28 protein-coding genes and 2 tRNA genes are annotated in these 26,960 nt (G+C 69.4%); 15 read left to right on the forward strand and 15 right to left on the reverse strand.

What is annotated here, in order from left to right:
* Window positions 1–49 precede the first annotated feature (49 nt).
* Together ligA and ACLQ2Q_RS10785 are read left to right on the forward strand one after the other, a co-directional pair.
* Entirely contained in the window at window positions 50–2,326 is a 2,277-nt protein-coding gene (gene ligA, locus ACLQ2Q_RS10780) for an NAD-dependent DNA ligase LigA (RefSeq protein ID WP_425820433.1), read from the forward strand.
* A gap of 8 nt (window positions 2,327–2,334) precedes the next feature.
* Window positions 2,335–2,643 carry a YciI family protein gene (locus ACLQ2Q_RS10785; RefSeq protein ID WP_425820434.1) on the forward strand — a complete coding sequence of 103 codons (309 nt, stop codon included), beginning with the start codon at window positions 2,335–2,337 and terminating at the stop codon, window positions 2,641–2,643.
* A 27-nt stretch (window positions 2,644–2,670) separates the two neighbouring features.
* On the opposite strand, the gene ACLQ2Q_RS10790 is transcribed toward ACLQ2Q_RS10785, so the two are convergent.
* On the reverse strand, window positions 2,671–4,371 hold the full coding sequence (locus ACLQ2Q_RS10790; protein WP_425820435.1) for a long-chain-fatty-acid--CoA ligase: 1,701 nt from the start codon (window positions 4,369–4,371) through the stop codon (window positions 2,671–2,673).
* An 80-nt stretch (window positions 4,372–4,451) separates the two neighbouring features.
* Here ACLQ2Q_RS10790 and gatC point away from each other — a divergent pair, with 80 nt between their 5' ends.
* The 6 genes from gatC to ACLQ2Q_RS10820 all read left to right on the forward strand — a co-directional run bounded on the left by gatC (window position 4,452) and on the right by ACLQ2Q_RS10820 (window position 10,134).
* On the forward strand, window positions 4,452–4,751 hold the full coding sequence (gatC, locus tag ACLQ2Q_RS10795) for an Asp-tRNA(Asn)/Glu-tRNA(Gln) amidotransferase subunit GatC (RefSeq protein ID WP_425820436.1): 300 nt from the start codon (window positions 4,452–4,454) through the stop codon (window positions 4,749–4,751).
* Entirely contained in the window at window positions 4,748–6,325 is a 1,578-nt protein-coding gene (gatA, locus tag ACLQ2Q_RS10800) for an Asp-tRNA(Asn)/Glu-tRNA(Gln) amidotransferase subunit GatA (protein WP_425820437.1), read from the forward strand. Before gatC ends, gatA begins: the two co-directional genes overlap by 4 nt.
* Window positions 6,325–7,848, forward strand: coding sequence for an Asp-tRNA(Asn)/Glu-tRNA(Gln) amidotransferase subunit GatB (gatB, locus tag ACLQ2Q_RS10805; protein ID WP_425820438.1), 1,524 nt, complete (start codon window positions 6,325–6,327; stop codon window positions 7,846–7,848). Before gatA ends, gatB begins: the two co-directional genes overlap by 1 nt.
* A gap of 65 nt (window positions 7,849–7,913) precedes the next feature.
* Entirely contained in the window at window positions 7,914–9,179 is a 1,266-nt protein-coding gene (gene dinB, locus ACLQ2Q_RS10810) for a DNA polymerase IV (protein WP_425820439.1), read from the forward strand.
* Window positions 9,180–9,236: 57 nt separating this feature from the next.
* Complete coding sequence (locus tag ACLQ2Q_RS10815) at window positions 9,237–9,557, forward strand: hypothetical protein (RefSeq protein ID WP_425820440.1); 321 nt, start codon at window positions 9,237–9,239, stop codon at window positions 9,555–9,557.
* Between the two features lie 67 nt (window positions 9,558–9,624).
* Window positions 9,625–10,134 carry a hypothetical protein gene (locus ACLQ2Q_RS10820; protein ID WP_425820441.1) on the forward strand — a complete coding sequence of 170 codons (510 nt, stop codon included), beginning with the start codon at window positions 9,625–9,627 and terminating at the stop codon, window positions 10,132–10,134.
* 34 nt (window positions 10,135–10,168) lie between these two features.
* On the opposite strand, the gene ACLQ2Q_RS10825 is transcribed toward ACLQ2Q_RS10820, so the two are convergent.
* The 6 genes from ACLQ2Q_RS10825 to ACLQ2Q_RS10850 form a co-directional block, all read right to left on the reverse strand.
* The gene (locus tag ACLQ2Q_RS10825; protein ID WP_425820442.1) at window positions 10,169–10,642 is read right to left on the reverse strand and encodes a DUF2017 family protein; all 474 of its coding nucleotides are present in this window, start codon (window positions 10,640–10,642) and stop codon (window positions 10,169–10,171) included.
* 8 nt (window positions 10,643–10,650) lie between these two features.
* The gene (gene clpS, locus ACLQ2Q_RS10830) at window positions 10,651–10,953 is read right to left on the reverse strand and encodes an ATP-dependent Clp protease adapter ClpS (protein ID WP_425820443.1); all 303 of its coding nucleotides are present in this window, start codon (window positions 10,951–10,953) and stop codon (window positions 10,651–10,653) included.
* Window positions 10,950–11,300 (reverse strand): metallopeptidase family protein, encoded by a 351-nt coding sequence (locus ACLQ2Q_RS10835; protein WP_425820444.1) that lies wholly within the window; start codon window positions 11,298–11,300, stop codon window positions 10,950–10,952. Before ACLQ2Q_RS10835 ends, clpS begins: the two co-directional genes overlap by 4 nt.
* Window positions 11,301–11,324: 24 nt before the next feature.
* Window positions 11,325–11,400 (reverse strand) — tRNA-His (locus tag ACLQ2Q_RS10840).
* Between the two features lie 36 nt (window positions 11,401–11,436).
* Entirely contained in the window at window positions 11,437–12,063 is a 627-nt protein-coding gene (gene orn, locus ACLQ2Q_RS10845; protein ID WP_425820445.1) for an oligoribonuclease, read from the reverse strand.
* 45 nt (window positions 12,064–12,108) lie between these two features.
* A tRNA-Arg gene (locus ACLQ2Q_RS10850) sits at window positions 12,109–12,181 on the reverse strand.
* 351 nt (window positions 12,182–12,532) lie between these two features.
* On the opposite strand from ACLQ2Q_RS10850, the gene ACLQ2Q_RS10855 reads away from it, so the two are divergent.
* On the forward strand, window positions 12,533–12,742 hold the full coding sequence (locus ACLQ2Q_RS10855) for a methyltransferase (RefSeq protein ID WP_425820446.1): 210 nt from the start codon (window positions 12,533–12,535) through the stop codon (window positions 12,740–12,742).
* Here ACLQ2Q_RS10855 and ACLQ2Q_RS10860 read toward each other — a convergent pair.
* Window positions 12,702–13,397, reverse strand: coding sequence for a YczE/YyaS/YitT family protein (locus ACLQ2Q_RS10860; protein WP_425820447.1), 696 nt, complete (start codon window positions 13,395–13,397; stop codon window positions 12,702–12,704). The two genes, ACLQ2Q_RS10855 and ACLQ2Q_RS10860, sit on opposite strands and share 41 nt — an antisense overlap.
* Window positions 13,398–13,462: 65 nt before the next feature.
* On the opposite strand from ACLQ2Q_RS10860, the gene ACLQ2Q_RS10865 reads away from it, so the two are divergent.
* Window positions 13,463–14,899, forward strand: coding sequence for a PLP-dependent aminotransferase family protein (locus ACLQ2Q_RS10865; protein WP_425820587.1), 1,437 nt, complete (start codon window positions 13,463–13,465; stop codon window positions 14,897–14,899).
* 1 nt (window position 14,900) lies between these two features.
* Here the strand turns inward: ACLQ2Q_RS10865 and ACLQ2Q_RS10870 are convergent, their stop codons facing one another.
* Window positions 14,901–15,182, reverse strand: coding sequence for a hypothetical protein (locus ACLQ2Q_RS10870; RefSeq protein ID WP_425820448.1), 282 nt, complete (start codon window positions 15,180–15,182; stop codon window positions 14,901–14,903).
* 239 nt (window positions 15,183–15,421) lie between these two features.
* Here ACLQ2Q_RS10870 and ACLQ2Q_RS10875 point away from each other — a divergent pair, with 239 nt between their 5' ends.
* Window positions 15,422–15,937, forward strand: coding sequence for a single-stranded DNA-binding protein (locus tag ACLQ2Q_RS10875; RefSeq protein ID WP_425820449.1), 516 nt, complete (start codon window positions 15,422–15,424; stop codon window positions 15,935–15,937).
* Between the two features lie 76 nt (window positions 15,938–16,013).
* Complete coding sequence (locus ACLQ2Q_RS10880; RefSeq protein ID WP_425820450.1) at window positions 16,014–16,535, forward strand: DUF6993 domain-containing protein; 522 nt, start codon at window positions 16,014–16,016, stop codon at window positions 16,533–16,535.
* Window positions 16,536–16,610: 75 nt separating this feature from the next.
* Here ACLQ2Q_RS10880 and ACLQ2Q_RS10885 read toward each other — a convergent pair whose 3' ends face one another.
* Window positions 16,611–16,871 carry a hypothetical protein gene (locus ACLQ2Q_RS10885; RefSeq protein WP_425820451.1) on the reverse strand — a complete coding sequence of 87 codons (261 nt, stop codon included), beginning with the start codon at window positions 16,869–16,871 and terminating at the stop codon, window positions 16,611–16,613.
* A gap of 306 nt (window positions 16,872–17,177) precedes the next feature.
* Here ACLQ2Q_RS10885 and ettA point away from each other — a divergent pair, with 306 nt between their 5' ends.
* Both ettA and ACLQ2Q_RS10895 read left to right on the forward strand, forming a co-directional pair.
* Entirely contained in the window at window positions 17,178–18,860 is a 1,683-nt protein-coding gene (gene ettA / locus ACLQ2Q_RS10890) for an energy-dependent translational throttle protein EttA (protein ID WP_425820452.1), read from the forward strand.
* Complete coding sequence (locus ACLQ2Q_RS10895) at window positions 18,853–19,353, forward strand: acyl-CoA thioesterase (RefSeq protein ID WP_425820453.1); 501 nt, start codon at window positions 18,853–18,855, stop codon at window positions 19,351–19,353. Before ettA ends, ACLQ2Q_RS10895 begins: the two co-directional genes overlap by 8 nt.
* Window positions 19,354–19,407: 54 nt before the next feature.
* Here the strand turns inward: ACLQ2Q_RS10895 and ACLQ2Q_RS10900 are convergent, their stop codons facing one another.
* A complete protein-coding gene (locus tag ACLQ2Q_RS10900) occupies window positions 19,408–20,313 on the reverse strand; it encodes an acyl-CoA thioesterase (RefSeq protein WP_425820454.1) in 906 nt (301 codons plus the stop codon).
* 19 nt (window positions 20,314–20,332) lie between these two features.
* Between ACLQ2Q_RS10900 and ACLQ2Q_RS10905 the strand changes: the two genes are divergently transcribed.
* The gene (locus ACLQ2Q_RS10905; protein WP_425820455.1) at window positions 20,333–21,004 is read left to right on the forward strand and encodes a hypothetical protein; all 672 of its coding nucleotides are present in this window, start codon (window positions 20,333–20,335) and stop codon (window positions 21,002–21,004) included.
* An 81-nt stretch (window positions 21,005–21,085) separates the two neighbouring features.
* Here the strand turns inward: ACLQ2Q_RS10905 and ACLQ2Q_RS10910 are convergent, their stop codons facing one another.
* From ACLQ2Q_RS10910 to pepN, 4 genes are all read right to left on the reverse strand, one after another.
* On the reverse strand, window positions 21,086–22,756 hold the full coding sequence (locus ACLQ2Q_RS10910) for an FAD-binding dehydrogenase (protein WP_425820456.1): 1,671 nt from the start codon (window positions 22,754–22,756) through the stop codon (window positions 21,086–21,088).
* Window positions 22,753–23,202: a globin gene (locus ACLQ2Q_RS10915; RefSeq protein WP_425820457.1), complete on the reverse strand. Its 450-nt coding sequence runs from the start codon at window positions 23,200–23,202 to the stop codon at window positions 22,753–22,755. Before ACLQ2Q_RS10915 ends, ACLQ2Q_RS10910 begins: the two co-directional genes overlap by 4 nt.
* On the reverse strand, window positions 23,199–24,293 hold the full coding sequence (locus ACLQ2Q_RS10920) for a mechanosensitive ion channel family protein (protein WP_425820458.1): 1,095 nt from the start codon (window positions 24,291–24,293) through the stop codon (window positions 23,199–23,201). Before ACLQ2Q_RS10920 ends, ACLQ2Q_RS10915 begins: the two co-directional genes overlap by 4 nt.
* An 80-nt stretch (window positions 24,294–24,373) precedes the next feature.
* Entirely contained in the window at window positions 24,374–26,938 is a 2,565-nt protein-coding gene (gene pepN / locus ACLQ2Q_RS10925) for an aminopeptidase N (protein ID WP_425820459.1), read from the reverse strand.
* Between the last annotated feature and the right edge of the window lie 22 nt (window positions 26,939–26,960).

Raw genomic sequence — 26,960 nt, forward strand, 5'->3', positions numbered from 1 at the left:
CCCAACCTGACTTCCGGCGGGTGTCGGAGGCGGCTCCTAGACTGACGGAGTGGCAGTAGGCGATGCATCCGAACTCCCTGACCTGACCCTCGATGAGGCCCGTGCCGATGCGCAGGCCCTGACGGCGAAAATCCTCGATGCGCGGGATGCGTACTACGGGCGCGACACCGTCGTGGTGGACGACGCCACCTATGACGAGTGGATGCATCGGCTCGAGGCGATCGAGCGCCTCTACCCCGAGCTGCAGGGCCAGGATTCGCCCACCCTGAGCGTCGGCGGGGCATCTGGCACCCTCTTCGCGCCCGTGGCGCACGCCGAGCGGATGCTGAGCCTTGACAACGTGTTCAGCGACGAGGAGTTCCTCGCGTGGGCCGCGAAGGTGGAGCGCGACGCCGGCCGGCGGGTGCACTACCTGTGCGAACTGAAGATCGACGGCCTGGCGCTCTCCCTCCGCTACGAGCGGGGCCGGCTGACCACCGCCGCCACCAGGGGAGACGGCCGGGTCGGCGAGGATGTGACCGACAACGTGCGGCAGATCGCCGGGATACCGCAGCGACTCGCCGGCACCGGGCACCCCGACCTCGTCGAGGTACGAGGCGAGGTGTTCTTCACCACGGCCGACTTCGAGTCCCTCAACGCCTTTCAGGAGTCGGTGGGCGACCGTCTCTTCGCCAACCCGCGGAACGCTGCCAGCGGCTCGCTCAGGCAGAAGACCGAAGGCAAGAACGAGCGCCAGCTCGAGGCCATGAGACAGCGGGTCTCGCGGCTTCGGATGACCGTGCACGGCATCGGCGCGTGGCCGGATCCGCCGGTGGCGGCGCAGAGCGAGGTGTACGAACTGCTCGCGTCGTGGGGTCTGCCGACGAGCAGGTATTACAAGGTGGTCGATTCCGGGCGGGGCGCCGACGAATTCATCCGGCACTACGGCGAGCACCGGCATTCCGTCGAGCACGAGATCGACGGGATCGTCGTCAAGGTCGACGAATTGGCGCTGCACGGTGAGCTCGGCGCCACCAGCCGAGCGCCGCGGTGGGCGATTGCGTACAAGTACCCTCCGGAACAGGTCAACACGAAACTGCTCGACATCGTGGTCTCCGTCGGGCGCACGGGGCGCGCGACGCCCTTCGCCGTGATGGAGCCCACCAAGGTGGCCGGGTCGGTGGTGCGCCAGGCGACGCTGCACAACCAGGACGTGGTGAAGGCGAAGGGCGTGCTCATCGGTGACACCGTCGTGCTGCGAAAGGCGGGAGACGTCATTCCCGAGGTCCTCGGCCCGGTGGTCGAGCTGCGCGACGGGTCGGAGCATCCGTTCGTCATGCCGACGGACTGCCCAGAGTGCGGGTCTCCGCTGGCGCCGGCCAAGGAAGGGGACATCGACCTCCGGTGTCCCAACGCCCGGTCCTGCCCGGCACAGGTGCGCGGCCGCGTCGAGCACGTGGGGTCGCGCGGTGCGCTCGACATCGAGGGCCTCGGTGAGGTCTCGGCGGCGGCGCTCACTCAGCCGGTGCGGCCGGAACGCCCCCCTCTCGAGACCGAGGCGGGGCTGTTCGAGCTGACACCGCAGGACCTCTTTCCCATCGATGTCGTCGTACGCGACGCCGAGACCGGACTGCCCCGACTGCTGGAGGACGGCACGCCGGACACCCGTTCGCCGTTCCGCCGGCAACGCAGGAAGACCGAGCCGTTCGACCCTGACGGCCCCTTCGACGGCGACGCGCGCTTCGTCCTGTCCAAGTCCGCGCTCGAGCTGCTGGCCAACCTGGAGGTCGCGAAGACGAAGGAGCTCTGGAGATTCCTGGTCGGGTTGTCCATCCGCCACGTCGGCCCCGTCGCCGCGCGCGCGCTGGCGCAGTGGTTCGGCTCGATGGATGCCATTCGCGCAGCCTCGCGCGATGAGCTGGCTTCGGTGGAAGGAGTCGGCCCCATCATCGCCGACGCCCTGACCGACTGGTTCGAGGTGGACTGGCATCGCGAGATCGTCGATCGGTGGACAGCGGCGGGAGCGCAGCTGAGCACCCCGGGGCACCCAGGTCCCGGCGCCGCATCGGACGCGGGCGGCGTGCTCGCAGGGCTGACGGTGGTCGCCACCGGCTCGCTGGAGGGCTACTCACGCGAGGGCGCACAGCAGGCGATCCTTCAGGCGGGCGGAAAGGCCGCGTCGAGCGTGTCCAAGAAGACGGATTTCGTGGCGGCGGGGCCGGGAGCCGGCTCGAAGCTGGGCAAGGCCGAAGAGCTCGGTGTGCGCATCATCGACGCCGCGCAGTTCCATGTCCTCGTCACGCAGGGTCCCGCCGCGCTGGACGGGCTGTCCACAGCGGAGGCATGATCGAGCACATGGCTCACTGGCTCTACCGCATCGTGCCGACCCGGCCCGGGATGGTCGCGGAACCGACGGATGACGAGATCGCGGTCGTCTCCGCCCACTTCCAGTACCTCTTGGACCTCAAAGAGCGCGGCGACCTCGTCCTCGCCGGGCGCACGCAGGAGACCGAGGGCACCTTCGGAATCACGATCTTCGAGGCGCCCGACGAAGACACGGCTCGCGCGATCATGGATTCGGATCCGGCCGTGGCCGGCGGAGTCATGGCCGCCACGCTGCATCCCTACGCCATCGCCGTCGCCCGCGACGGCCTGGAGTCGTAGCGGGTCAGGGCACGGCGCAGCCGGCCCTCAGCCGCCCGTCGTCAGGCTGAGCAGCGACTCCCGCACCTGTCGCCGCAGAACCTTGCCGATCAGCGACTTGGGCAGCTCGTCCACCACGAAGATGCGGCGGGGAACTTTGTAGGGCGTCAGGATGCCGCGGGCGAACTCGCGGATCGCCTGCACATCGATCTCGTCGCCGGGCGACACCACGACGGCGGCGACGACCTCCTCGCCGGAGTGCTCGCTCGGGAGCCCCACGACCGCGGCGTCTTCGACACGGGGATGCTGGCGGAGCGCGATCTCGACTTCGGTAGGGGCCACGTTGAACCCGCCGGTGATGATGAGCTCCTTGATCCGGTCGACGATGCGCACGAAGCCGCCGTCGTCGACCGTCACGATGTCGCCGGTGCGGAACCAGCCGTCGACGAAGACCTTCTCGGTCTCCTCCGGCTTGCCGTAGTAGCCGCCGAACACCTGCGGTCCCCGCACGACGAGCTCGCCGCGCTCGCCCGGAGCGACATCCTTCGACGGATCGTCGGGATCCACCACCCGCAGCTCCGTGCCGGGCAGGGCAAGACCCACCGTGCCGGGAACCCGGTTGTGCGCGACAGGGTTGGCCATCAGCACCGGCGAGCACTCCGAGAGCCCGTAGCCCTCAACGAGGTAGCCGCCCGAAGCCGCCTCGAACGGCACCACCAGCTCGTGCGGGAGGGCCATCGCGCCGGAGATGGCGACCTCGGTTCCGCGCAGCGAAACACCCGCTTCGCGGGCGGCCTTGAGCAGGCGGTCGGCGATCGGGGGCACCAGTGGCAGGAAGGTCGCCGGTCGCTTCTTCATGACCGCGAGCACCATGTCGGGGTCGAAGCGGGGGAACAGCACCAGACGGGCTCCCATGCTCATCGCGAAGGTCAGGCAGAGGGTGAGTCCGTAGGCGTGGAACATCGGCAGCACCGCGTACACGACGCATCCGGGGCCGCGAGTGATGCTCGGGACCCAAGCCCGTGCTTGGGCGGCGTTCGACAGGAGATTCCGGTGGGTCAGCGATGCGCCCTTCGGGGTGCCGGTCGTTCCGCTCGTGTACTGGATGATGGCGAGGTCGTCCGTGCCGGGCACCGGATGCGAACCGGGGAGAGGAGGAGAGGCGGTGAGGCGTTCCCACTCGACGGTGCCGCGAACCTCGGCGTGCAGGGCGTCGCGTGCCTCGCGGGCCTTGGCGATCGGCAGGCGCAGCATGGCGCGCGTCTTGAAGGGCATCGCCCGGGTGACATCCACGCTCACGAGCCCGGGCACTCCGAGGTCATCCGGGAACTGCTGCACGACCTCGACGATCTTGCTCCAGACAATGGCCGTCTTGGCCCCGTGGTCCTCGAACTGCTTCCGCAGCTCGCGCGGGGTGTACAGCGGGTTGTGCTCGACGACGACCGCGCCGAGTCGCAGCACCGCGTAGAACGCGACGATGTGCTGCGGGCAGTTCGGCAGAACGATGGCGACGGGATCTCCCGCGCCCACACCGAGCTCCCTGAGACCCGCGGCGGCGCGCTCGATCTGCTCGTTCAGCGCGCGGTAGGTCGTCTCGCGACCGAAGAACTCGAGCGCCACCGCGTCGGGGAACTCGCGCGCGGAACGCTGGACGATGTCGACGAGACTGCCCGTGACGACCGGCAGGTCTTCCGGGACCCCTTCTGCGTAGCTGGCGGTCCAGGGGCGAGGAGGGTCGTACGTCGTCACCCGCTCAGCCTAGAACGGGGAGGCTCTCCCCGGTGGGTCGACGGTCCGCGGGCGCGGAGGCGCGCTCGTAGGATAGGGGAGTGTCTGAAATAACCCCCGATCTCGTGCGCCATCTCGGCGTGCTCGCCAGGATCCAGCTGAGCGACGAGGAGGTGGAGCGCCTCACCGGGCAGCTCGACGTCATCGTGGACAACATCGCCAAGGTGTCCCGAGTGGCCACCCCCGACGTGCCCGCGACGAGCCACCCGATCCCGCTGCAGAACGTCTTCCGGCCGGACGAGCCTGGTCAGACTCTCACGCTCGAGCAGGCGCTGCGGAACGCACCGGATGCGGCCGACGGGCGCTTCCGTGTGACGGCGATCCTGGGGGAGGAGCAGTGACCGGGCTCGAAGCGGCGACCGACCTGGTGCGCCTGAGCGCCGCCGACCTGGCGTCGAAGCTCGCCTCCGGCGAGGTATCGAGCGTCGAAGCCACGCGCGCCCACCTCGATCGGATACAGGCCGTCGACGGCGACATCCACGCCTTCCTGCACATCAGCGAACGGGCGCTCGATGTCGCTGCCGAGATCGACAGCCGCCGCACGAACGGTGATCAGCTCGGCCCCCTCGCCGGTGTCCCGCTCGCCATCAAGGACGTGCTCGTCACGACCGACATGCCCTCCACGAGCGGCTCGCGCATCCTCGAGGGGTATATGTCCCCGTTCGATGCGACCGTCGTCGCGCGGGCGCGCGCGGCGGGCCTCGTTCCCCTCGGCAAGACCAACATGGATGAATTCGCCATGGGATCCTCGACCGAGCACTCCGCCTACGGACCGACGCACAACCCCTGGGATCTCGACCGCATCCCCGGTGGCTCCGGCGGCGGTTCGGCCGCGGCCGTCGCCGCCTTCGAAGCCCCGCTCGCCCTCGGCAGCGACACCGGCGGCTCCATCCGCCAGCCCGCCCACGTCACGGGCACGGTGGGCCTCAAGCCGACGTACGGCGGCGTGAGCCGCTACGGCGCGATCGCGCTGGCATCGAGCCTCGACCAGGTCGGTCCCGTCACCCGCACCGTCCTCGACGCGGGGCTGCTGCACGACGTCATCGGCGGGCACGACCCGTTCGACTCGACGTCGCTCCTCGACCAGTGGCCGTCCTTCGCCGAGGCCGCCCGCGATGGCGCGCGCGGCGATGTGCTCCGGGGACTGCGGGTCGGAGTGATCTCCGAGCTTCCCGACGAGGGGTTTCAGCCGGGCGTCTCCGCATCGTTCCGGGAGGCCCTCGCCAAGATGGAGGCGCACGGCGCCGAGATCGTCGAGATCAGCGCTCCGCACTTCGAGTACGGGGTCGCCGCCTACTACCTGATCCTCCCGGCCGAGGCATCCAGCAACCTGGCGAAGTTCGACTCGGTGCGCTTCGGCATGCGCGTCACCCCGCACGCCGCGGCGACGGTCGAGGAGGTCATGGCGGCGACGCGCGACGCCGGTTTCGGCGACGAGGTCAAGCGCCGCATCATCCTCGGCACCTATGCGCTGAGCGCCGGGTACTACGACGCGTACTACGGCAGCGCGCAGAAGGTGCGCACGCTCATCCAGCGCGACTTCGACAACGCGTTCCAGAATGTGGATGTGCTCGCGACACCCTCCGCCCCGACGACCGCCTTCAAGCTCGGCGAGAAGATCGATGACCCGATGCAGATGTACCTGAACGACGTGACGACGATTCCGGCGAACCTCGCGGGCGTGCCGGGCATCTCGATCCCGTCGGGCCTGGCATCCGAGGACGGCCTGCCGGTCGGCATCCAGTTCCTGGCACCCGCCCGCGAGGACGCCCGCCTCTACCGGGTGGGCGCCGCGCTCGAAGCGCTCCTCGTGGACGAATGGGGAGGCCCGCTGCTCGAGCGGGCGCCCCTCCTGCCGGCAGCCCGCGCAACGACCCTTCGGCAGGCTCAGGGACCGATGGAAGGGAAGGCCTGATGGCCAAGGCGAAGCTGATGGACTACGACAAGGCCATCGAGCTGTTCGAGCCGGTGCTCGGCTTCGAGGTGCACGTCGAGCTCAACACCAAGACGAAGATGTTCTCCTCGGCTCCGAACAACTTCGGCGCCGAACCCAACACCAACCTCTCGCCGGTGTGCCTCGGCCTCCCCGGCTCGCTGCCGGTCGTCAACGAGCAGGCCATCCGGCACTCGATCAGCCTCGGGCTGGCGCTGGGCTGTCAGATCGCCGAGTCCAGCCGCTTCGCCCGCAAGAACTACTTCTACCCGGACCTCGGCAAGAACTACCAGATCTCGCAGTACGACGAGCCGATCGCGTTCGACGGCTCGGTCGAGGTCGAGCTCACGGATGGCGCGCGCGTGACGGTGCCCATCGAGCGGGCGCACATGGAAGAGGATGCGGGCAAGCTGACCCACGTCGGCGGCTCGACGGGCCGCATCCAGGGGGCGGAGTACTCGCTCGTCGACTACAACCGCGCGGGAGTGCCGCTCGTCGAGATCGTCACGAAGATCATCTACGGCGCCGAGCACCGCGCGCCCGAGCTCGCGAAGGCATACGTGCAGACGATTCGCGACATCGTCCTCGCGCTGGGCATCTCCGACGCGAAGATGGAACGGGGCAACCTGCGCTGCGACGCCAACGTCTCGCTTCGCCCGAGGACGGCGGATGGCGAGCCACCCGCGCCCCTCGGCACGCGCACCGAGACCAAGAACGTCAACTCGATGCGCTCGGTGGAGCGTGCCGTGCGGTACGAGATCCAGCGCCAGGCGGCGATCCTGGCCGACGGCGGGAGCATCACCCAGGAGACGCGGCACTGGCACGAGGACACGGGCACGACCTCGCCCGGTCGTCCCAAGTCGGACGCCGACGACTACCGCTACTTCCCCGAGCCGGACCTGCTTCCCGTCGTCCCGTCGGCCGAGCTGATCGCCGAGCTGCGGGCGGCGCTGCCGGAAGCACCCGCCGATCGCCGCCGCCGCCTGAAGACCGACTGGGGCTTCACCGATCTGGAGTTCCAGGACGTCGCGAACGGAGGGCTGCTCGCCGAGATCGAGGCGACGGTCGCCGCAGGTGCGACCCCGGCCGCCGCTCGCAAGTGGTGGACGGGCGAGCTGACCCGCATCGCGAACGCCGAGGGACGAGAGGTCGCCGATCTCGTCTCACCCGCCGACGTCGCGGCCGTGCAGAAGCTCGTCGAGGACGGCACGCTGAACGACAAGCTCGCGCGCCAGGTGCTGGGCGGCGTCATCGCCGGCGAAGGCACACCGCAGCAGGTCATCGACGCGCGGGGCCTTGCCGTGGTGTCGGATGACGGAGCACTCATCGCCGCGATCGATGAGGCGCTCGCCTCGCAGCCGGACGTGCTGGCGAAGATCCGCGACGGCAAGGTGCAGGCGGCCGGTGCGGTCATCGGCGCCGTCATGAAGGCCATGCGAGGACAGGCGGATGCCGCCCGCGTGCGCGAACTGGTGCTCGAGCGCGCGAGCGCGCACGGAGCGTAGAACGGACGCGAGCGCCGGCATCCGGAGGCGAGGCGGATGTCGGCTGCCGCGGCGAGGATGGTGCCATGGGTCGGGGTGACGGCAGCGAGCGCATCGTCTCGGATGCGGATGCCGACGACTCCGGCACCGGCATCCTGCACGTCGACATGGACGCCTTCTACGCGTCGGTCGAAATGCTGGATGACCCGTCGCTGCGCGGCAAGCCGATCGTCGTCGGCGCACCAGAGGGGCGCTCCGTCGTCTCCAGCGCCTCGTACGAGGCTCGTCGGTTCGGGGTGCGCTCGGCGATGCCGGTGTCGCAGGCGCTGCGGCTGTGTCCGCAGGCGATCGTGGTGCTGCCGCATTTCGACCGCTACCTGGAGGTCTCGAGGCAGGTGATGAAGATCTTCTCCGATGTCACGCCGCTCGTCGAGCCCCTCTCGATCGACGAGGCCTTCCTCGACGTGCGGGGTGCACGGCGTCTGTGGGGGAGCCCGGCTGAGATCGCGAGGGCCATTCGGAGCCGGGTGCAGCTCGAGACCGGCATCACGTGCAGCGTCGGGGTCGCGTCGACGAAGCATGTCGCGAAGATGGCGTCCACGATCTGCAAGCCCGACGGCCTGCTGGTCGTCCCGGCGGCGGCCACGGAGGAGTTCCTGCGACCACGACCCGTGCGGGCGCTGTGGGGCATCGGACCGAAGTCCGCCGAGTCGCTCGAGGGACGAGGAATCCACACCGTCGCCGATGTGCTCGACACGCCGCGCGACGTGCTCGACCGAGCCCTCGGGCCCGCGATGGGTGAGCGCATCTGGCACCTCGTGCGCGGCATCGATGCGCGCGCCGTCTCGACGACGCACGTCGAGAAGAGCATCGGGCACGAGGAGACGTTCTCCGAGGACCTCGCCGATCCGGCGTATCTCCGGGCCGAACTGCTGCGGCTCGCCGATCGGGTGGCCGGGCGCCTGCGCCACGGCGGGTGGGAGGCCTCCACGGTCGCCATCAAGGTGCGGTTCGCGGACTTCACGACGATCAGCCGGTCCCAGACGCTCTCGGAGCCGTCGGACGTCGGTCAGCGGATCGGCGACGCCGCCCGCGAGCTTCTCTCCTCCATCGACCTCCATCAGGCCGTGCGGCTGGTCGGCGTGCGCGCCGAGAAGCTGCGCCCCACCGGGGGTGGCGGGATGGGGCTGTGGGACGACGATGCGGAGTGGCGTCGCATCGACGATGCGCTGGATGACGCGACCGCGCGGTTCGGAAAGGGCGCGGTGACGCGGGCGACGTTCCTCGGGCGCACGGAGCGTGGCGCGTCCCTGCCCTCGCACCCCCGTCCACCCGAACCGTCCGACGATTGAGCGGACGATCCCGTTCCGACCCTGGGCAGCACGAGCCGCGCGGGGTAGCGTGGACGTATGCCCAACATCGCACTCGAGCTCGGCAAGCAGTCCGCATCCCTCGGCGTCCACAGCGCCTACGGCGAGCAGCAGGACGTAGACGGCATCCGCCTCATTCCCGTGGCCATCTCATGGTCGGGATTCGGCGGCGGCTCTGACGAGGCCGGCAACGGCGGCGGCGGGGGCGGCGGATACGCCGTGCCGATCGGCGCCTACATCCGCCGGGGCGACGACCTCCGCTTCGAGCCCAACGTCGTGTCCTTCCTCGCCGTTGCGATCCCCTTCGTGTGGGTTGCCGGACGCGCGCTCAGCCGTGTCATCCGCGCCCTCAAGAAGTAGCAGCACGCAGGCCGATCCCTTCGCGACCGCCCTCCGACGGGCGACCGCTTCTCTTCGCGAGGCCATCGTGGGGCTGTCCGCCGCCAACCCCGTCGTCCTGATCGACGGACGCAGCGGAGCGGGCAAGTCGAGCCTTGCGCGTGCCCTGGTGGCGGACTGGCCGCTGCGAGGGCGGGTTCAGCTCGTCGCGCTCGATTCCCTCTACCCGGGGTGGGACGGGCTCGAGGACGGCGTCGTCGCCGCGCGCAATCTGATCCTCGCCCCCCACGCGCGAGGGCTGATCGGCGTCTGGCAGCGGTTCGACTGGGACATCGACGAGTACGCCGAGGCGCACGCCGTCGATCCGTCGCTCCCGCTCATCGTCGAGGGCTCGGGCATCATCACGCCGGTCACGGCCCGCCTCGCCGATATCCGAGTGCTCCTGGAGGCGCCGCCCGACTCCCGCAAGCGCCGAGCGCTGACCCGTGACGGCGACGCCTTCCGCCCGCACTGGGACCGCTGGGCCGAGCAGGAGGAGCGCCACCTGAGGCGAGACGAGCCGGCGCTGCACGCCACGCACGTCTTCTCCATGCCGTGAGCCCTTCTCGGCGCCGAGCCGGGGGACCGCAGGATCAGGGCTCTGAAGCCTGCAGCAGGCCTTCGAGCCGGTAGCCGAGCCAGTCGTAGACGCCGAAGCGGGGATCCGCCTCGTCCCGGTCATCCTCATCCTCGATGCCGAGACGCGACGCGATCACCAGCCGGATGGCGGTGAGGGTGCGCATCCAGGACCGCACTCCCTCCTCGTCCAGGGCGATGTCGACGAGGCGCGTGTCGTCGTCCGGCATCTCCTCGTCGTCGTCCGGAGTGCCCCCGAGATCACCGAGAACGCGGGCAGCGTCCTCGGCTCGACGTCCGAGCAGATCGGACCGGGTGGCTCGCCGGAAGTCCTCGGACGCCTCCGCGTCACCGGGGTAGGCATCGGGCACGAGCCGTGCGATCGCGGGGTCGAGGTCCTCGGTGGGGGATTCGTCGACGAGCTCGGCGAACTGCGCCACGAGATCTGCGAGGTGCTTCGCCTCGATACCGGTGATCGTCAGGATCAGCATCCGCCCGCTCATCCGTCCGCCCTCCGCACCGTCGCCCACAGCCCGTAGTCGTGCATGGCCTGCGCGTGAAGTTCCATCTGCTCCCTCGGCCCCTCCGCGACCACCGCGTGCCCCTCGTTGTGCACGGCGAGCATCCGCTCCCTGGCCTTGTCGGGCGAGAACCCGAAGTACTCGCGGAACACCCGCACGACATACGTCATCAGGTTCACCGGGTCGTTCCAGACCACCGTCTGCCACGAGCCCGTAATGGCAGGCGCGTCATCCAGATCGAGATCCCGGTCGATCCGCGGCGCCGAATCGACGGCGGTCATGCCCAGCCCAGCTCGTGCAGCCGGTCATCGTCGATGCCGTAGAAGTGGGCGATCTCGTGCACGAGGGTCGTGTGCACTTCGTCGCGGAGGTCGTCGATGCTGTCGCACGCCTCGAGGTGCGGCTCGCGATACACGATGATCCGGTCGGGCAGTTCTCCCTGGCCGTACCGGTCCCGCTCCGTCAGCGCCAGGCCGTCGTAAAGCCCGAGCAGGTCGAGACTGCCGTCCTCCGGGCGGTCCTCCACGACGAAGACGATGTTGTCGAGGCCGTCGACCATGTCATCGGGGAGGAGGTCCAGCTCCTCGACCACGAGCGCCTCGAACGTCGCAGAATCCATGTCGATCATCGGGCGTGCTCGACCTCGCTCATCTGGGGTGAGTAACGGGGCTCGAACCCGCGACATCGGCCACCACAAGGCCGCGCTCTACCAACTGAGCTATACCCACCGTGTGCTCGCATGAGCGGGCAACCAGACGATTGTATTACACCTCGGTGGCGAACGCCGACACGGCAGAGGCCGCCGCGGCGCGCGCGCCGTCGCTCGTCGGCCCCGGCTGGGCGACGAAGACCGCCTGACGGTAGTAGGCCAGCTCACGGATCGATTCCAGGATGTCGGCGAGGGCGCGGTGCCCGCCGTCCTTGGACGGGGCATGGATGTAGGCGCGCGGGTACCACCGGCGGGCGAGCTCCTTGATGCTCGACACATCGACGTTGCGGTAGTGCAGCCACCGGTCGATGCGGGGCATGTAGGACGCGAGGAACATGCGGTCGGTGCCGATGGTGTTGCCCGCCAGCGGGGCCTTGCCCTCGGCGGGCACGAACCGCTGGATGTACTCGAGCGCGAGGAACTCGGCCTCGGCAAGGCTGACGCCGTGTGGGATCTCTTCGAGAAGGCCCGACGAGCGGTGCATCTCGGTGACGAACTCGCTCATGTTCGCCAGCGCGCTGTCATCCGGCTTGATCACGATGTGGAATCCGGCATCGAGCGGACGAAGGTCGAAATCGGTCACCACCACGGCGATCTCGACCAGCTCGTCGACCGCCACATCGAGTCCCGTCATCTCGCAGTCGATCCATACGAGCCGGTCGTTCTCGGAAGCGCCCACCATGCGACCCATCCTAATGACGGGCGCCGACAGGCCGACCCGATGAAGTCCCCCAGGCAGGATTCGAACCTGCGACCAGCGGATTAGAAGGCCGCTGCTCTATCCACTGAGCTACTGGGGGTCGCATCATCCAGGTTACCGGGCGCGACGCGCCGGCGCGGGGGTGCGGGGCGGGGCCCCGTCAAGGGGCGCGCGTCAGCAAGCCGGGGGCGTGGGGCGGAGCCCCACAAGGGGGCACGCGTCAGCAAGCCGGGGGCGTGGGGCGGAGCCCCACAAAGAGGCGCGCGTCAGCAAGCCGGGGGCGTGGGGCGGAGCCCCACAAAGAGGCGCGCGTCAGCAAGCCGGGGGTTCGGGGCGGAGCCCCGTCAAGGGGCGCGCGTCAGCAAAGCCAGGGGTATGGGGCGGAGCCCCGTCAAGGGGTAGTTTCCCTCGGCCGCCCGGCGTAACGTCGAGACGGCGGAAGGAGTGCATCATGACGAACACGAGGACGCACCGCTTGTGGGTCGCGCACAACGACACCGGCGCGGTGGGAACCATCCAGCAGGACGACGACGTTTACACGGTCCGGATGCTCGGCCGCGACGAACCCGCGGGTACTTACCCGTCGATGGAGGTCGCGAAGAACGCGCTGTTCTCCCAGCTCAAGCCCGGCTCTGCCTGGCCCGAGTTCCGGGAGCACTGAGCTCCCCTCCGCCGGCCGCCGCGGTGGCGCCGCCGGAGCCGACCGTATCGCGGATGTCGTCCTCTCGGGCGGCGGATGCGCGCGCTCCCGTGTCGAGGAGCGGCAGCGCGACGTGCACCAGCGGGCCGATGAGGAACGCGAACGCCATCGTTCCGACCCCGACCGTGCCGCCGAGGACCCACCCGATGGCGAGCACGGTGATCTCCACGGTTCCGCGCGCGAGCCAGATCGGCCACCCCAAGCGCGCCTTGATTCCGGTCATCAGCCCGTCTCGTGGACCCGGACCGAACCGCGCTCCGATGTAGAGCCCGGAGGCGACGGCGACCATGAGCAGCCCGGCCACGAACACCAGCACCTGGGGGAAGAGCCCGCTCGGGGCGGAGACAAGGGAGAGCGTCGCCTGCATGCTCGTGCCGACGATGAGGATGTTGGCGATCGTTCCGATCCCGGGCTTCTGCCGAAGCGGTATCCAGAGCAGCAGCACGCCGAATCCGATGATGTTGGTGACCCACCCGATGCCGATGCCGGTGTGCACGGAGACACCCTGGGCGAACACGGTCCAAGGGTCGACACCGAGCCCCGCTTCGACCGTCAGCGCGCACCCCGCGCCGTACAGCACGAGTCCGATGAGGAGTTGCAGAACGCGTCGGGTCATGAGGACAATCCAATCGTACGATTGGACCGGTACATAGAGGCCAATATCGGTATAGTGGCCCCATGATGGACTCCCGCGTTTCCGCGCGCACTCTCGAGAACCTGCTGGGACCGTGGCGCACCCGCGAGCCTGCCTACGAGGCCATCGCGGACAGCGTGCGGCTGCTCTGCCTCGATAACCGCCTCGCCCCCGGCACAGCGCTCCCCGCGGAACGGGAGCTCGCCGCCCGGCTGCGGGTGAGTCGCACGACGGTGGCCGCCGCGTACCGCAGCCTCCGCGACAGTGGTCACATCGAAAGCCATCGAGGGTCCGGAAGCGTGACGTTACCGCTGGGCGGCAGCGCCCCCGGCGGATTTCCCGCGTCCGAGGGCGTGGTCGATCTGCAGCAGGCGAGCCCTTCGGCATGGCCGGGGCTGGCCGCGGCCTACGGGGACGCGGCAGCCAACGCCGCCTCCCTGGTGTCCCGGACGGGGTACGACGTCGTCGGCAGACCGGCGCTGCGAGAGGCGATCGCCGCGCACTACGTCGAGCGTGGGCTCCCGACCACTGCGTCTCAGATCATGGTGACGAACGGCGCGCAGAGCGCCATCGCCCTCGTGGCGTCGCTGTTCGTCTCGAGAGCGGATCGAGTCGTCATCGAGACACCGACCTATCCGCACGCGGCCGAGGCGTTCCGGCGGCGGGGCGCGAGGCTCGTCGGCGTGCCCGTGGTCAGCGGCCATGGCTGGGACCTGGAACGGGCCGAGCACGCCTTTCGTCGCGCCGTGCCCAGCGCCGCCTACCTGATGCCCGACTTCCAGAATCCGACGGGCTCGACCATGACGCGCGACGAGCGGGTTGGTTTCGCCGAAGCGGCCCGGCAGGCGGGTGCGACGCTGATCATCGACGAGACGACGGCCGAACTCGACATCGATCGTCCTCGGTCTTCGGTTCCGTTCGCGAGCGTGGCGGAGGCCATGGGCGGTGTCGGGCTGGTCACAATCGGGTCTCTCGGCAAGACGGTGTGGGGTGGGCTGCGCATCGGCTGGATCCGCGCAGAGGTGGACGTCATCAGGCGCCTGGTGGCGGCGCGAACCGCGCACGATCTCGGCACACCGGAATTCGAACAGTCGGTCGCGGAGCATCTCTTCCGACAGATGCCGGAGATCCTGGCGCAGCGCTCCGGGCTGCTCCGGGAGGGCCGTGATGCGGCGATGGCCGCCCTCGCGCTGCGGATGCCGGAATGGGACGTACCGGCAGTTCACGGTGGGGTCTCGCTCTGGGTCGGACTGGGAGAGCCGCTCAGCTCCAACCTCGTCATGAGCGCCCGCCGGCGTGGCCTGCTTCTCTCCGCAGGCCCGCGCTTCTCGGTGGACGGGGGGCACGAACGGCACCTGCGCATTCCGTTCACCGTTTCTCGCCACACCATCGAACGCGCCGTGGACACCCTGGCGGCGGCCTGGGGCGACGTGTCGGACGGTGTGGCGTTCGAGGGCACCGATTCGCTTTCCTCCGTCATCTGAGTCACGACGAGTACCGCAGGGATGCGACGGCGTCATCCGCCGACCAGAACTCGCCGAGGTCGCGGAATCGCGTGGACGGCGAGTGATACCTCTTCGCACGGAAGCGCACACCGAGGGGATGGCTGAACCTCTGCACGTGACCGATCACGTGCCCTGACGGGTCGAGCACCCGCCAGAGGTCATGGCCGGCCGGCTGCAGCCGCTCCCGTGCCCCGGCGGAGAGGCGGGGCACGGATTGATCAGTCCCCGTAGCCGCCGCGGCGGCTGTCAGCTGCATCGTCATGGTGGATTCCCTTCGTCGCGTCGAACATATCTACGACCCCCGACATTGTGACCGCCGCGGGCATCCGTGACCCGACTCAGGGATTCCTCCCCAGGCGGGCATGACCTCTCTCGTCCCACAACCCGCGCTTTTCGCCCTCCCCGGGTGCCCGCACCCCGCACTCTGGGTGCAGTTCGGGCGTCGGCAGGGCACGCCGACGCCCGAACAGCGGGGAGGGTCCCCGCGGAAAGGAATCGAACATGAGTGACACCATCACCATCACGGGAAACATCGGAACGCCGCCGGAGCGCAAGGTCACAGCGGCCGGGGTCGTGATCACGAGCTTCCGGGTGGCCAGCAGCCAGCGCCGATTCGACCGCGCTACCGGAGGCTGGATCGACGGAGAGACGAACTGGTACACGGTCTCGGCCTTCCGCGCCCTGGCCGAGCACGTCTACGAGTCCTTCCATCGCGGCGAGCGGGTGATCGTGACGGGGCGCTTGCATCTGCGCGAGTGGGACAACGGCATCAAGAAGGGGTTCGCCGCCGAGATCGACGCCGAGGCCGCGGGACACGACCTACTCTGGGGAACCACGCGCTTCCGCAAGGACGAGACCGACCAGCCGCCGGTGGATCCGGCCGAGGTCGACGCGCTGCAGAATCAGGGCGAGACGGATTCCGGCGGCTGGAGCGCGCCCGGGCAGTCCGTCGTCACCGACTGGAACACGGTGGACCCCAACGCAGACGAGCTCGCCGCCACTGCGGCGCCATTCTGACGCGCGCGCCCTGAGGACGGCGGCTGCGCTCCGGCGCATCCATGGCGGTCGGGGGTGGCGGCCATAGACTCTGTGCGTGACTCGCCACCCCCGCCGATGCCGGTCTTCGGCGGTGGTGACCAGCGTCACGATCGCTGCCGCCCTCGCGCTGTCGGGGTGCACGGGCGATCCGACACCCCCGCCTTCGACCTCGTCGACCGCCCCGCAACCCGGTGCAACGAACGCCTCGCCGTCGACCGACGTCGGCCCGAGCCCGCAGCCGGCGCCCGCGCTTCAGCCGGACGGCTCGGCCGCCGACAATCTCCCGTTCTTCGCCGCCATCACCGCCGCCGTGTGGGCCAGTGACCGCCGCACCGAGGGCCGGGCGTACATCGACGCGCTGGCGGCCAGTGGTTTCGACAAGGCCGCGATGCAGGTGACCGAAGACGCATCCACCGTAGGCAACCCCGCCGAGAGCATCCAGTTCTCCGTGCTGTGGAAGGGCGAGTGTCTGATCGGTCAAGTCGGACCCGCTACGGGGGATCCGGTCACGGTTGTCGCCCCGGGCCTGGAAGGGGGCGGCTGCCTCGTAGGGCAGACACGGCTGATCGACTGGTGAGATCGCCTGGTGACGCGCCGGAGCGCTACGGGGCCGGCGGAGGGTCGAGCTCGCTCGCGACGACGGCCGCGCGCCTCAGGCGGTCTCGGGGGAGGAGGTGCGATCGGGCGTCGGGTGTGCCGGGAGCGCGGTTTCCCCGCGGCGATCGAGCTCCCTGAGGTGGTGTGCCGCGGAGCGGTGGTGCGTCCTGGATGTGGCGAAGTAGCCGTCGAAGGCTGCCGCCTCGGCGAGGCTGAGCTGCTCCCAATAGACCCTTCTCAGGTCGTCGAGAGGGATCGAGGCGAGGAGTTCACCGCGTCCACGGATGAACTGGCGGACGCGGGAGAGAACGATCATGCGGCGAGCTTTCGTGCGGAAGGGAGACACGGGTGGATAGGCGGGCTATTCACTCGGGAACACGCTCCCCTGTGCGAGGCCGCGGGTCTCGGCATCGAGCCCACGGCAAGAGAGCGCTGGTGAGCGCGCTCCTGAGCGTGCGTGCCCGCAGGCGGGCGGATGGCCATTTCGGGTAGCCGCACTCATCATATGGCCGCTCTCGCGCTTGCACCGGGTTATACACACCCCGCGAGGCACCGGTCGCCGCGTGCGGTCTGGAGGGGGCGTCGCTGGTGGGGAGCACCCGGCCAATAGACTGGAGAGGTTATGGCTGAATACATCTATTCGATGGTGCGCGCCCGCAAAGCGGTCGGCGACAAGGTGATCCTCGACGACGTCACGATGGCGTTCCTGCCCGGTGCGAAGATCGGCGTCGTCGGCCCGAACGGCGCCGGCAAGTCGACGATCCTCAAGATCATGGCCGGCCTCGACACGCCCAGCAACGGCGAGGCGAAGCTGTCGCCGGGGTACAGCGTCGGGATCCTCATGCAGGAGCCCGTGCTCGACGAGCACCTCACGGTGCTCGAGAACGTCCAGCAGGGCGTCGGGCCGATCATGGGCAAGATCAACCGCTTCAACGAGATCTCCGGGCTGATGGCTGACCCCGACGCCGACTTCGACACACTGCTCGCCGAGATGGGCACCCTGCAGGAGGACATCGACGCCGCAGACGCCTGGGATCTGGACTCCCAGCTCGAGCAGGCGATGGATGCGCTGCGTACCCCGCCGCCGGACTCGGTGGTCTCGAATCTGTCGGGGGGTGAGAAGCGTCGCGTGGCGCTGTGCAAGCTTCTGCTGCAGAAGCCCGACCTCCTTCTCCTGGACGAGCCCACGAACCACCTCGACGCCGAGAGCGTCCTGTGGCTGGAGCAGCACCTCGCCAAGTACCCCGGCGCCGTGCTGGCCGTCACGCACGACCGGTACTTCCTCGACCACGTCGCCGAGTGGATCTGCGAGGTCGACCGCGGCCGCCTCTACCCCTACGAGGGCAACTACTCGACCTACCTCGAGAAGAAGCAGGAACGCCTGCAGGTGCAGGGCAAGAAGGACGCGAAGCTCGCCAAGCGCCTCGCCAGCGAACTCGAGTGGGTGCGCAGCAATGCAAAGGGTCGCCAGACCAAGTCGAAGTCGCGCCTTGCGCGCTACGAGGAGATGGCGGCGGAGGCCGACCGCACCCGCAAACTCGACTTCGACGAGATCGTCATCCCGCCCGGTCCCCGACTGGGCCAGCTCGTGCTCGAGGCCAAGAAGCTCAAGAAGGGCTTCGGCGACCGCATCCTCATCGACGACCTGACCTTCACACTGCCTCGCAACGGCATCGTGGGCATCATCGGCCCGAACGGCGTGGGCAAGACGACGCTGTTCAAGACGATCGTCGGGCTCGAGCCCCTCGATGGCGGGGACCTCAAGGTGGGGGAGACCGTCGACATCTCCTACGTCGACCAGAGCCGCGGCGGGATCGACCCGAACAAGAACCTCTGGGAGGTCGTCTCCGACGGCCAGGACTGGATCCAGGTCGGCAAGGTCGAGATCCCATCGCGGGCCTACGTCTCGCAGTTCGGCTTCAAGGGACCCGACCAGCAGAAGAAGGCCGGGGTGCTCTCCGGCGGCGAGCGCAACCGCTTGAACCTCGCGCTCACCCTGAAGCAGGGCGGAAACCTGCTGCTGTTGGATGAGCCGACGAACGACCTGGACGTCGAGACGCTCGGCAGCCTCGAGAACGCCCTGCTGGATTTCCCCGGCTGCGCCGTCGTCATCACGCACGACCGGTGGTTCCTCGACCGCATCGCCACGCACATCCTGGCCTACGAAGGCACCGAAGACGACCCGGACAACTGGTACTGGTTCGAGGGCAACTTCGAGGCCTACGAGGAGAACAAGATCGAGCGCCTGGGCGCCGACGCGGCGAAGCCGCACCGGTCCACCTACCGCAAGCTCACCCGTGACTGACACCAACGATGCGGGGACGCCCGGGCGTCCCCGCATCCACATCCCCATCCATTTGCGATGGGGCGACCTCGACGCGTACAACCACGTGAACAACACGTCGATGCTGAAGCTCCTCGAAGAGGCACGCGTGCGCGCCTTCTGGCGAGCCGATGAGGGTCCCGTCGCCCCTTCGACCGCGGTGCTGGAGTCGGGCCACGCGAGCGGATTGCTCACGCTCATCGCGCGGCAGGAGATCGTCTACCTGCAGCCGGTGCCGTACCAGCGGCATCCGCTCGATGTGCAGATGTGGTTCGGCAAGGTCGGCGGCTCGAGCCTCGAGGTCTGCTACGAGATCTGCAGCCCCGTGGAGACGCCTCCGCAGGTCGTGTACGCCCGCGCCGTGACGGTGGTCGTGAAGGTGGATGCCGCCTCCGGCAAGCCGGTGCGTTTCAGTCCGGACGAGCGCGGAGCCTTCGAGGAGTACCTCGACGAGCCCATCCGACTCCGCCGCTAAGCGCTCGCCCGCGGGCGGTGGCCGTCGGCAGGTCGGAGCAGATCCGGACTCGCCCTAGCGCCTGCCGCCCGAGTCGGCGATCCGGATGACGACCTCCTGGGCGACGCTCGCCACCAGCTGACCGTCGCGCGAATAGAGTCGGCCCGTCGCGAGACCCCGCCCGCTGCTGGCGCTCGGGGACTCCTGGACATACAGCAGCCACTCGTCCACGCGCCCGGGTCGATGCCACCACAGCGCCGTATCGAGGCTCGCCAGCTTCAACCGCGGGTTCGACCACGCCTGCCCGTGCGCGCGGAGGATGGGCTCCTGGATCGAGATGTCCGTCATGTAGGCGAGGACGGCCGCGTGCAGGGTGGGCTCATCGGGGAGAGGGCGCCGCACGCGGATCCACAGCGCCTGGGACGCGGAGCGCTCGGGATCGGGCTGGAGGTAGATCGGTGCCGACACGTGACGCAGCTCCACCGGGCGATCCTGGATGAGACGACGCGTGAGCGGATGCTCGAACGACATCACCTCCTCGATCGCGGGGACGTCCTCGGCGTCCGGGATGCCGTCGGGCATCGGCACGAAGTGCTCCAGGCCCTCCTCGTGCCGTTGGAAGGAAGCGATCATGGAGAAGATCGGCACGCCGCCCTGGAACGCCTGGGTACGCCGGGCGGCGAACGATCGGCCGTCGTGGATGCGGTCCACGGTGAAGCGGATCTCCTCGTCGGGATCTCCGGGCCGGAGGAAATACCCGTGCATCGAGTGCACCGCGTGGTCATCGTCCACCGTGCGGCTCGCCGCGATCACGCACTGCGCGAGCACCTGTCCGCCGAACACCCGGCCGTGCGGCATCGGCTCGGAGCCGCCGACGAACGCCTCCAGACCCGACGGATCGTCGGTGGGCGTGAGATCAAGCGTCGCCAGCATGAATGAGACCGACGCGGCGGCACTGTCTACGTCACGGGTTTCGGTCACGGAGTGTAGTTTATGGGGGATGTCTGAGCGCCTCCGTTTCGTCGATCAGGAGAGCCGCGACGACGCTCTCACCTTCGCGGCGCGGGCCGCCCGCCTCGCCGATTCGTCCGTGCGGCTCCGCGCCTCCGACGGCGTCCTGGCCATGACCGCCGCCCCGCTGGTGCCGCGGGACCTCGTCGACCCGACGCCCACGGTGCTCGCGTTGCGCACGCTCGCGGTCGATCCCGAGCTCGAGTGCGACCTGACCGTCGACGCCGCTCTGCTGCAGCCGGCATCCCTACCGACCGACATCACGCTTCCGGATACCGCGATCCGGGCCGCCTGGGCCGGCGTCTCTCCCCCCCGCGCGGGATGGGCACCGGCCGGCGAACTCGACGCGGCCGCCCTCGCTGCCCAGGCGCATGACGGCATGGCCCGCGTCGCCTCGGCGCTGCCCGCGGATGCCGGCGAGGAGGTCGTGCAGCGGATACGCGCCGGGGTGTGGGGAGAGCCGGTTGCCGAATGGGGCGACCTGCCGCTCGGCGTGGCCTTCGCTGCCGTCGCGCTGGGCTTCATCTCCGGTGGCGAGAGTGCGCGCGTGTTCACGGCAGGACCGTGGACTCGCGTCAGCCTGCTGCGAGGCCACCTGCTGGTGCGCGGTCCGGCGGCCATCGGTCTGACGGCCGTTCGCACGACCGGCCGGTCGCAGTAGCCGCCGGCATCTCCGCGCGGCGCGAGCCGGCGCGCCGGCCGGCACGACCGGCGACAAGCCCCCCGGGTCCTTCCACCGCCGCTAGGCCGACTCGGCGGCGGCGCGGCCGGCCTGACGCCCCGAGAAGAGGCATCCGCCCAGGAACGTGCCCTCGAGCGCGCGGTACCCGTGCATCCCGCCACCGCCGAATCCGCTCGCCTCGCCGGCGGCGTACAGTCCGGGAATCGGCGCACCGTCGGCTCCGAGCGCCCGGCCGTGCAGGTCGGTCTCGATGCCGCCGAGCGACTTGCGGGTGAGCACGTGCAGCTTCACCGCGATGAGCGGGCCCGCCTTCGGGTCCTGCAGGCGGTGCGGCGTCGCGGTGCGGATCAGGCGGTCGCCGCGATACGCCCGCGCGGAGCGCAGCATCCCGATCTGGGCATCCTTCGTGAAGTCGTTCTCGATCTCCCGGTCGCGTCCCTCGACCTCTGCGATCACGCGGTCGGCATCGAGCGCGTCGCCTCCCGGGAGCGCCCGCATACCGGCGACGAGGTCCGCGAGGCTGTCGCGCACCACGAAGTCCTCGCCCTTGTCCATGAACGCCTGGACGGGCCCCATCGGTCCCTTGCCGAGGCGCTCGGACAGGAGCAGCTTGACGTTCTTGCCTGTCAGGTCGGGGTTCTGCTCGCTGCCGGAGAGGGCGAACTCCTTCTCGATGATCTGGCGTGACAGCACGAACCACGAGTGGTCGTGCCCCGTCTGGCGCAGGTGCGCGAGAGTCCCGAGCGTGTCGTAGCCGGGGAAGAGGGGCACCGGCAGACGTCGACCGGTGGCGTCGAGCCAGAGGGAGGACGGGCCGGGCAGGATGCGGATGCCGTGGGACGGCCAGACCGGATTCCAGTTCTGGATGCCCTCGACGTAGTGCCACATCCGGTCCATGTTCACCAGGCGCGCGCCGCCGGACTGCGCGATCGGCACCATCGACCCGTCGACGTAGGCCGGCACGCCGGTGAGCATCGACGCGGGCGGCGTGCCGAGGCGGGCCGGCCATTGCGCGCGGACCAGGTCGTGGTTGCCGCCGATGCCACCGGAGGACACGACGGTGGAGCCCGCCGTCACCTCGAACGATCCGACGACCTCCCTGGATGTGGGCAGCCCGCGCGCGGCGCCGGACGGGGCGAGGATGTCGCCGGCCGCGCCGACGATCGCCCCGGCGGTGCCGCGCAGGACGGACACCCGGTGCCGCGGCAGGATCGTGACGCGGCCCTCGAGCTCGGCCCGCTCCAGGATCGCCTGGAACGGCGCCACGAGGCCGGGTCCGGTGCCCCACGTGATGTGGAACCGCGGCACGGAGTTGCCCGGTCCCAGAGCGGTGTACCCGCCTCGCTCGGCCCAGCCGACCACCGGGAAGAACCCGACATCGAGCGACCGCAGCCATGCGCGCTTCTCGCCCGCCGCGAACTGCAGGTAGGCCTCCGCCCATCGCTTCGGCCACTCGTCCTCGGTGCGGTCGAATCCCGCGTTGCCGTGCCAGTCCTGACGGGCGAGTTCGAGGGAGTCTTTGATGCCCATCCGCCGCTGCTCGGGCGAGTCGACGAAGAACAGCCCGCCGAACGCCCACCACGCCTGGCCGCCGAGGTTCGTGCGCGGCTCCTGGTCGAGGATCACGACGCGCTTGCCTGCCGCGAGCGCCTCGGAGGCGGCCACGAGCCCCGCGAGCCCCCATCCGATCACGAGCACATCGGTGGCGTATTCGGCGGGGGCGGCGGTCATGGCGACTCCTTCGTCGGCGGGTTGATCGGAAGCGAGGAGGCGGCGCGGCCCTCGGCCGAGGGGCCGATGCCCGTCGGCTCGAAGGTGTTCACCATGGCCAGGGCGGCACGCTGAAGGTAGTCCCACAGCGTCGCCTCGTGCAGCGGCGAGAGGTCGAGCTCGTCGACCGCCGCCCGCATGTGCGAGAGCCAGCGATCGCGGGCGTCCGGGTTGACGTGGAAGCCGGCGTGGCGCATCCGCAGTCGCGGGTGTCCCCGCGTCTCGCTGTACGTGCCCGGTCCGCCCCAGTACTGCTCGAGGAAGAGCGTGAGGCGCTCGGCCGCGGGGCCGAGGTCGTCCTCCGGGTACATCGGCTTGAGCACCGGATCGTCCGCGACGCCGCGGTAGAAGGCATCCACCAGGCGCACGAAGGTCTCGTGCCCGCCGACCTCGTCGTAGAAGCTCATACGTCACCGTCGCTCGGGGCCTCGGGGGTGTGCGGTGGCGTCTTCTTGGCGCGCCAGATGGGGCGGGCGGGAGGGGGGGCTTCCGCGACGGCGGTCGGCTTCGTCTTCGGCGGGTTGGCGCCCCGAACCCGCTGCGCTCCCTCGATGCCGCTGAGCGTCGTCGAGTTCAGCTGGGGGAGCGTGAGCCCGAGGTCATCGATGGCCTTCTTCAGCCGCATCCGCAGTTCTCGCGCGACGTCGTCCTTCGCGTTGGACCGGGTCTTCATGACGAGCCGGATGACGAGGGCATCGCCCGTGACGGACTCGAGGCCCCACACCTCGGGCTTCTCGAGAACCCGGGTGCGCCACTTCGGATCCTTCGACAGGGCCAGCGCCGTCTCCAGCATCGTGCCCTCCACCTCTTCGATGTCCGCGTCCACCGGCACCGCGAGGTCGACGATGACGCGCGACCAGCCCATCGACATGTTGCCGATGCGGGTGATCTCGCCGTTGCGCACGTACCACAGCGTGCCGTTCACGTCGCGGACGTTCGTCACCCGCACGCTGACGTACTCCACGATGCCCGTCGCGAGGCCGAGGTCCACGACGTCGCCGATCCCGACCTGGTCCTCCGCCACGATGAAGATGCCGTTCAGCACGTCCTTGACGATGTTCTGCGCGCCGAAGCCGAGTCCCGCGCCGATCGCCGCGGTGAGCAGGGTCAGCGATCCCAGGGCGGTGGGGGCCAGCACGCTCAGGATGAGCACCAGCCCGACGATGACGATCGTGACGTTCACGACGTTCTGCAGGATGGACCCGAGGGTGCGTGTTCGCTGCACCAGTCGAACCGCGGCGAGGGGCGATCGATCGAGAGCGCGGGTGTCGTCCACCTGCGCCTTCGACTTCGCCCCGTTGACGATGCGCGACACCACCCGCCGGATGACCAGCTTCAGGATCCAGGCCAGGACGATACCGCCCACGACGATCCCGGCGACCTTCAGGATGTTCCAGCCGGCGTCGGTCAGGAACTGGAGCAGATCGGTCCAGATGATCGACTCGGCTGTGGGCGCGGGACTGGGGTTCGGAACGGTTGCGAGGGGAAGAATGCGCATCGTTTCGATCCTAACGACGGATGCCGCGCGCCACCTGGGCGCGCGGCATCCGCTCGTGCCGTTCTCGGAACCGGCGAGTCCTACTCCGCGTCTTTGTCCTGCACGGCGAGCGCGCGCTCGACGCCCGCGAGGTTCTCGTCGACGAGGCGCCGCAGCGCCGGAGCGGCGTCGCGGTTCGCGGCCAGCCACGCGCGCGTGGCATCGCGGAGGGCGATGTTGGCCAGCGGAGCGGGGTAGAGGCCGGCGATCAGATACTCCGCGATCTTGTAGGTGCGGGACTCCCAGATCGGCAGCAGCATGTCGAAGTAGGGCTGCACGAACGCGCCGAGCTGCGCGACGGTGGCGGGATGCTGGAACCCGAGGGCCGTGGACCGCACGATCGTGTTCGGCAGATCGTCGGTGTCGATCAGCGAGTTCCACGCGGCGCGCTTCGCCTCCGCCGTGGGGATGGACGCCTTCGCCTGCGCGGCGAACTCCCCGCCCTTCGCGGTGTTGTCGGCGGCGAGGGCCTCGTCGATCTGCGCGGCATCCGCCACGCCACCCGCGGCGAGCGAGATAAGCAGCTGCCACGAAAGGTCGGTGTCGACGTCGAGCCCCTCGAGCGTGGTCTCGCCGTCGCGCAGGGCGCGCACGATCTCCCAGTGCTCCGGGGTCGAGGCGGCGCTCGCGAAGGCGGTCACGAACTGCAGCTGGCTGTCGCTGCCGGCCTCGGCGGACTGCGCGAGCTGCCACAGGCCGTCGGCGACCTTCAGGCGCGTCGCATCGCGCTTCTCGGGCGAGACGTAGGAGTTCGCCGCGAGCTGCAGCTGTCCCAGGGTCGTCCGCACCGTGGTCGACTCGCTCTCGCGGCCGATGTTGCGCAGCACCAGGTCTACGTAGTCGCTGGGCGACGCCTCGGCGTCGCGCGTCTGGTCCCAGGCGGCCCCCCACACGAGCGAGCGAGCAAGCGGATCCGCGATGTCGCCGAGGTGAGCGATCGCCGTCTTCAGCGACCGGTCATCGAGGCGGATCTTCGCGTACGCGAGGTCTTCGTCGTTCAGCAGCACGAGGTCCGGGCGCTTCTGGCCCTTCAGCTCCGGAACCTCGGTGAGGTCGCCGTCGACGTCCAGCTCCACCTTGTGCACCCGATCGAGCGCGCCGTTCTGCACGTTGTAGAAGCCGACGCCCAGGCGGTGCGGGCGGATGGTCGGGTAGTCCGCGGGGGCCGTCTGGGTGATCGCGAACCGGGTGATCGTGCCATCGGAGGCCTCGGCGATCACCGGCGAGAGCGTGTTGACGCCGGCCGTCTCGAGCCACTTCTTCGACCACGTGGTCAGATCGCGGCCGCTCGTGGTCTCGAGCTCGCTGAGCAGGTCGACGAGCTCGGTGTTGCCCCACTCGTTCTTCTTGAAGTACTCGGCAACGCCCCCGAAGAAGGCCTCGATGCCCACCCACGCGGCCAGCTGCTTGAGCACCGATCCGCCCTTGGCGTAGGTGATGCCGTCGAAGTTGACCTGCACGTCCTCGAGGTCGTTGATCTCGGCGACGACCGGGTGCGTGGACGGGAGCTGGTCCTGGCTATACGCCCAGGTCTTCTCCATCGCGTTGAAGGTCGTCCACGCCTCCTTCCACTCCGTCGCCTCGGCCGTGGCGATCGTCGACGCCCACTCGGCGAACGACTCGTTGAGCCACAGGTCGTTCCACCACTTCATGGTCACCAGATCGCCGAACCACATGTGGGCGAGCTCGTGCAGGATCGTGACGACGCGGCGCTCCTTGATGGCGTCGGTGACCTTGCTGCGGAAGACGTAGCTCTCGGTGAAGGTCACCGCACCGGCGTTCTCCATGGCGCCGGCGTTGAACTCAGGCACGAAGAGCTGGTCGTACTTGGCGAACGGGTAGGGGTAATCGAACTTCTCCTCGTAGTACGCGAAGCCCTCGCGCGTCTTGTCGAAGATGTAGTCCGAGTCCAAGTGCTGCCACAGGCTCTTGCGGGCGTAGACGCCCAGTGGGATGACGCGGCCCGATGCGCTCGTCAGCTCGGAGAACGTCGACTCGTACGGGCCTGCAACGAGTGCGGTGATGTACGACGAGATGCGCGGCGTCGGCTCGAACCGCCAAGTGGCGCTGCCGTCTCCGTGCTTCTTCGGCTCCGGGGTCGGAGAGTTCGAGACGACGGCCCACGGCTCGGGCGCGGTGACCGTGAATCGGAAGGTGGCCTTGAGGTCGGGCTGCTCGAACACCGCGAAGACGCGGCGGGAATCGGGCACTTCGAACTGCGTGTAGAGGTACACCTCTCCATCGACCGGGTCGACGAAGCGGTGCAGGCCCTCGCCGGTGTTGGTGTAGAGGCAGTCCGCCTCGACGATCAGCTCGTTCTCGCTCTGCAGGCCGGTGAGGGCGATGCGCGAGTCGTCGAAGGCAGAGACCGGCACGTCGACGCCATTGAGCGTGATGCTGTGCACCGCGCCGGCGATCAGGTCGATGAAGGTGTCGGCGCCCGCGGTGGCGGCGAATCGCACCACCGTGCGGGATCCGAAGACCTCCTCGCCCCTCATGAGGTCCAGCTGCACGTCATACGAGGTGCCGGTTCCTGAGCTTGTCGACGGGTCGATGATCGCGCGGCGTTCCTGCGCTTCGATGCGGGTGAGGTTATCTCCAGGCACTGCGGAACTCCCAGGTTTGAGG

Origin of the sequence: Microbacterium sp. DT81.1 (assembly GCF_049844955.1) — a bacterium.
In the GTDB taxonomy this organism is placed as follows: domain Bacteria; phylum Actinomycetota; class Actinomycetes; order Actinomycetales; family Microbacteriaceae; genus Microbacterium.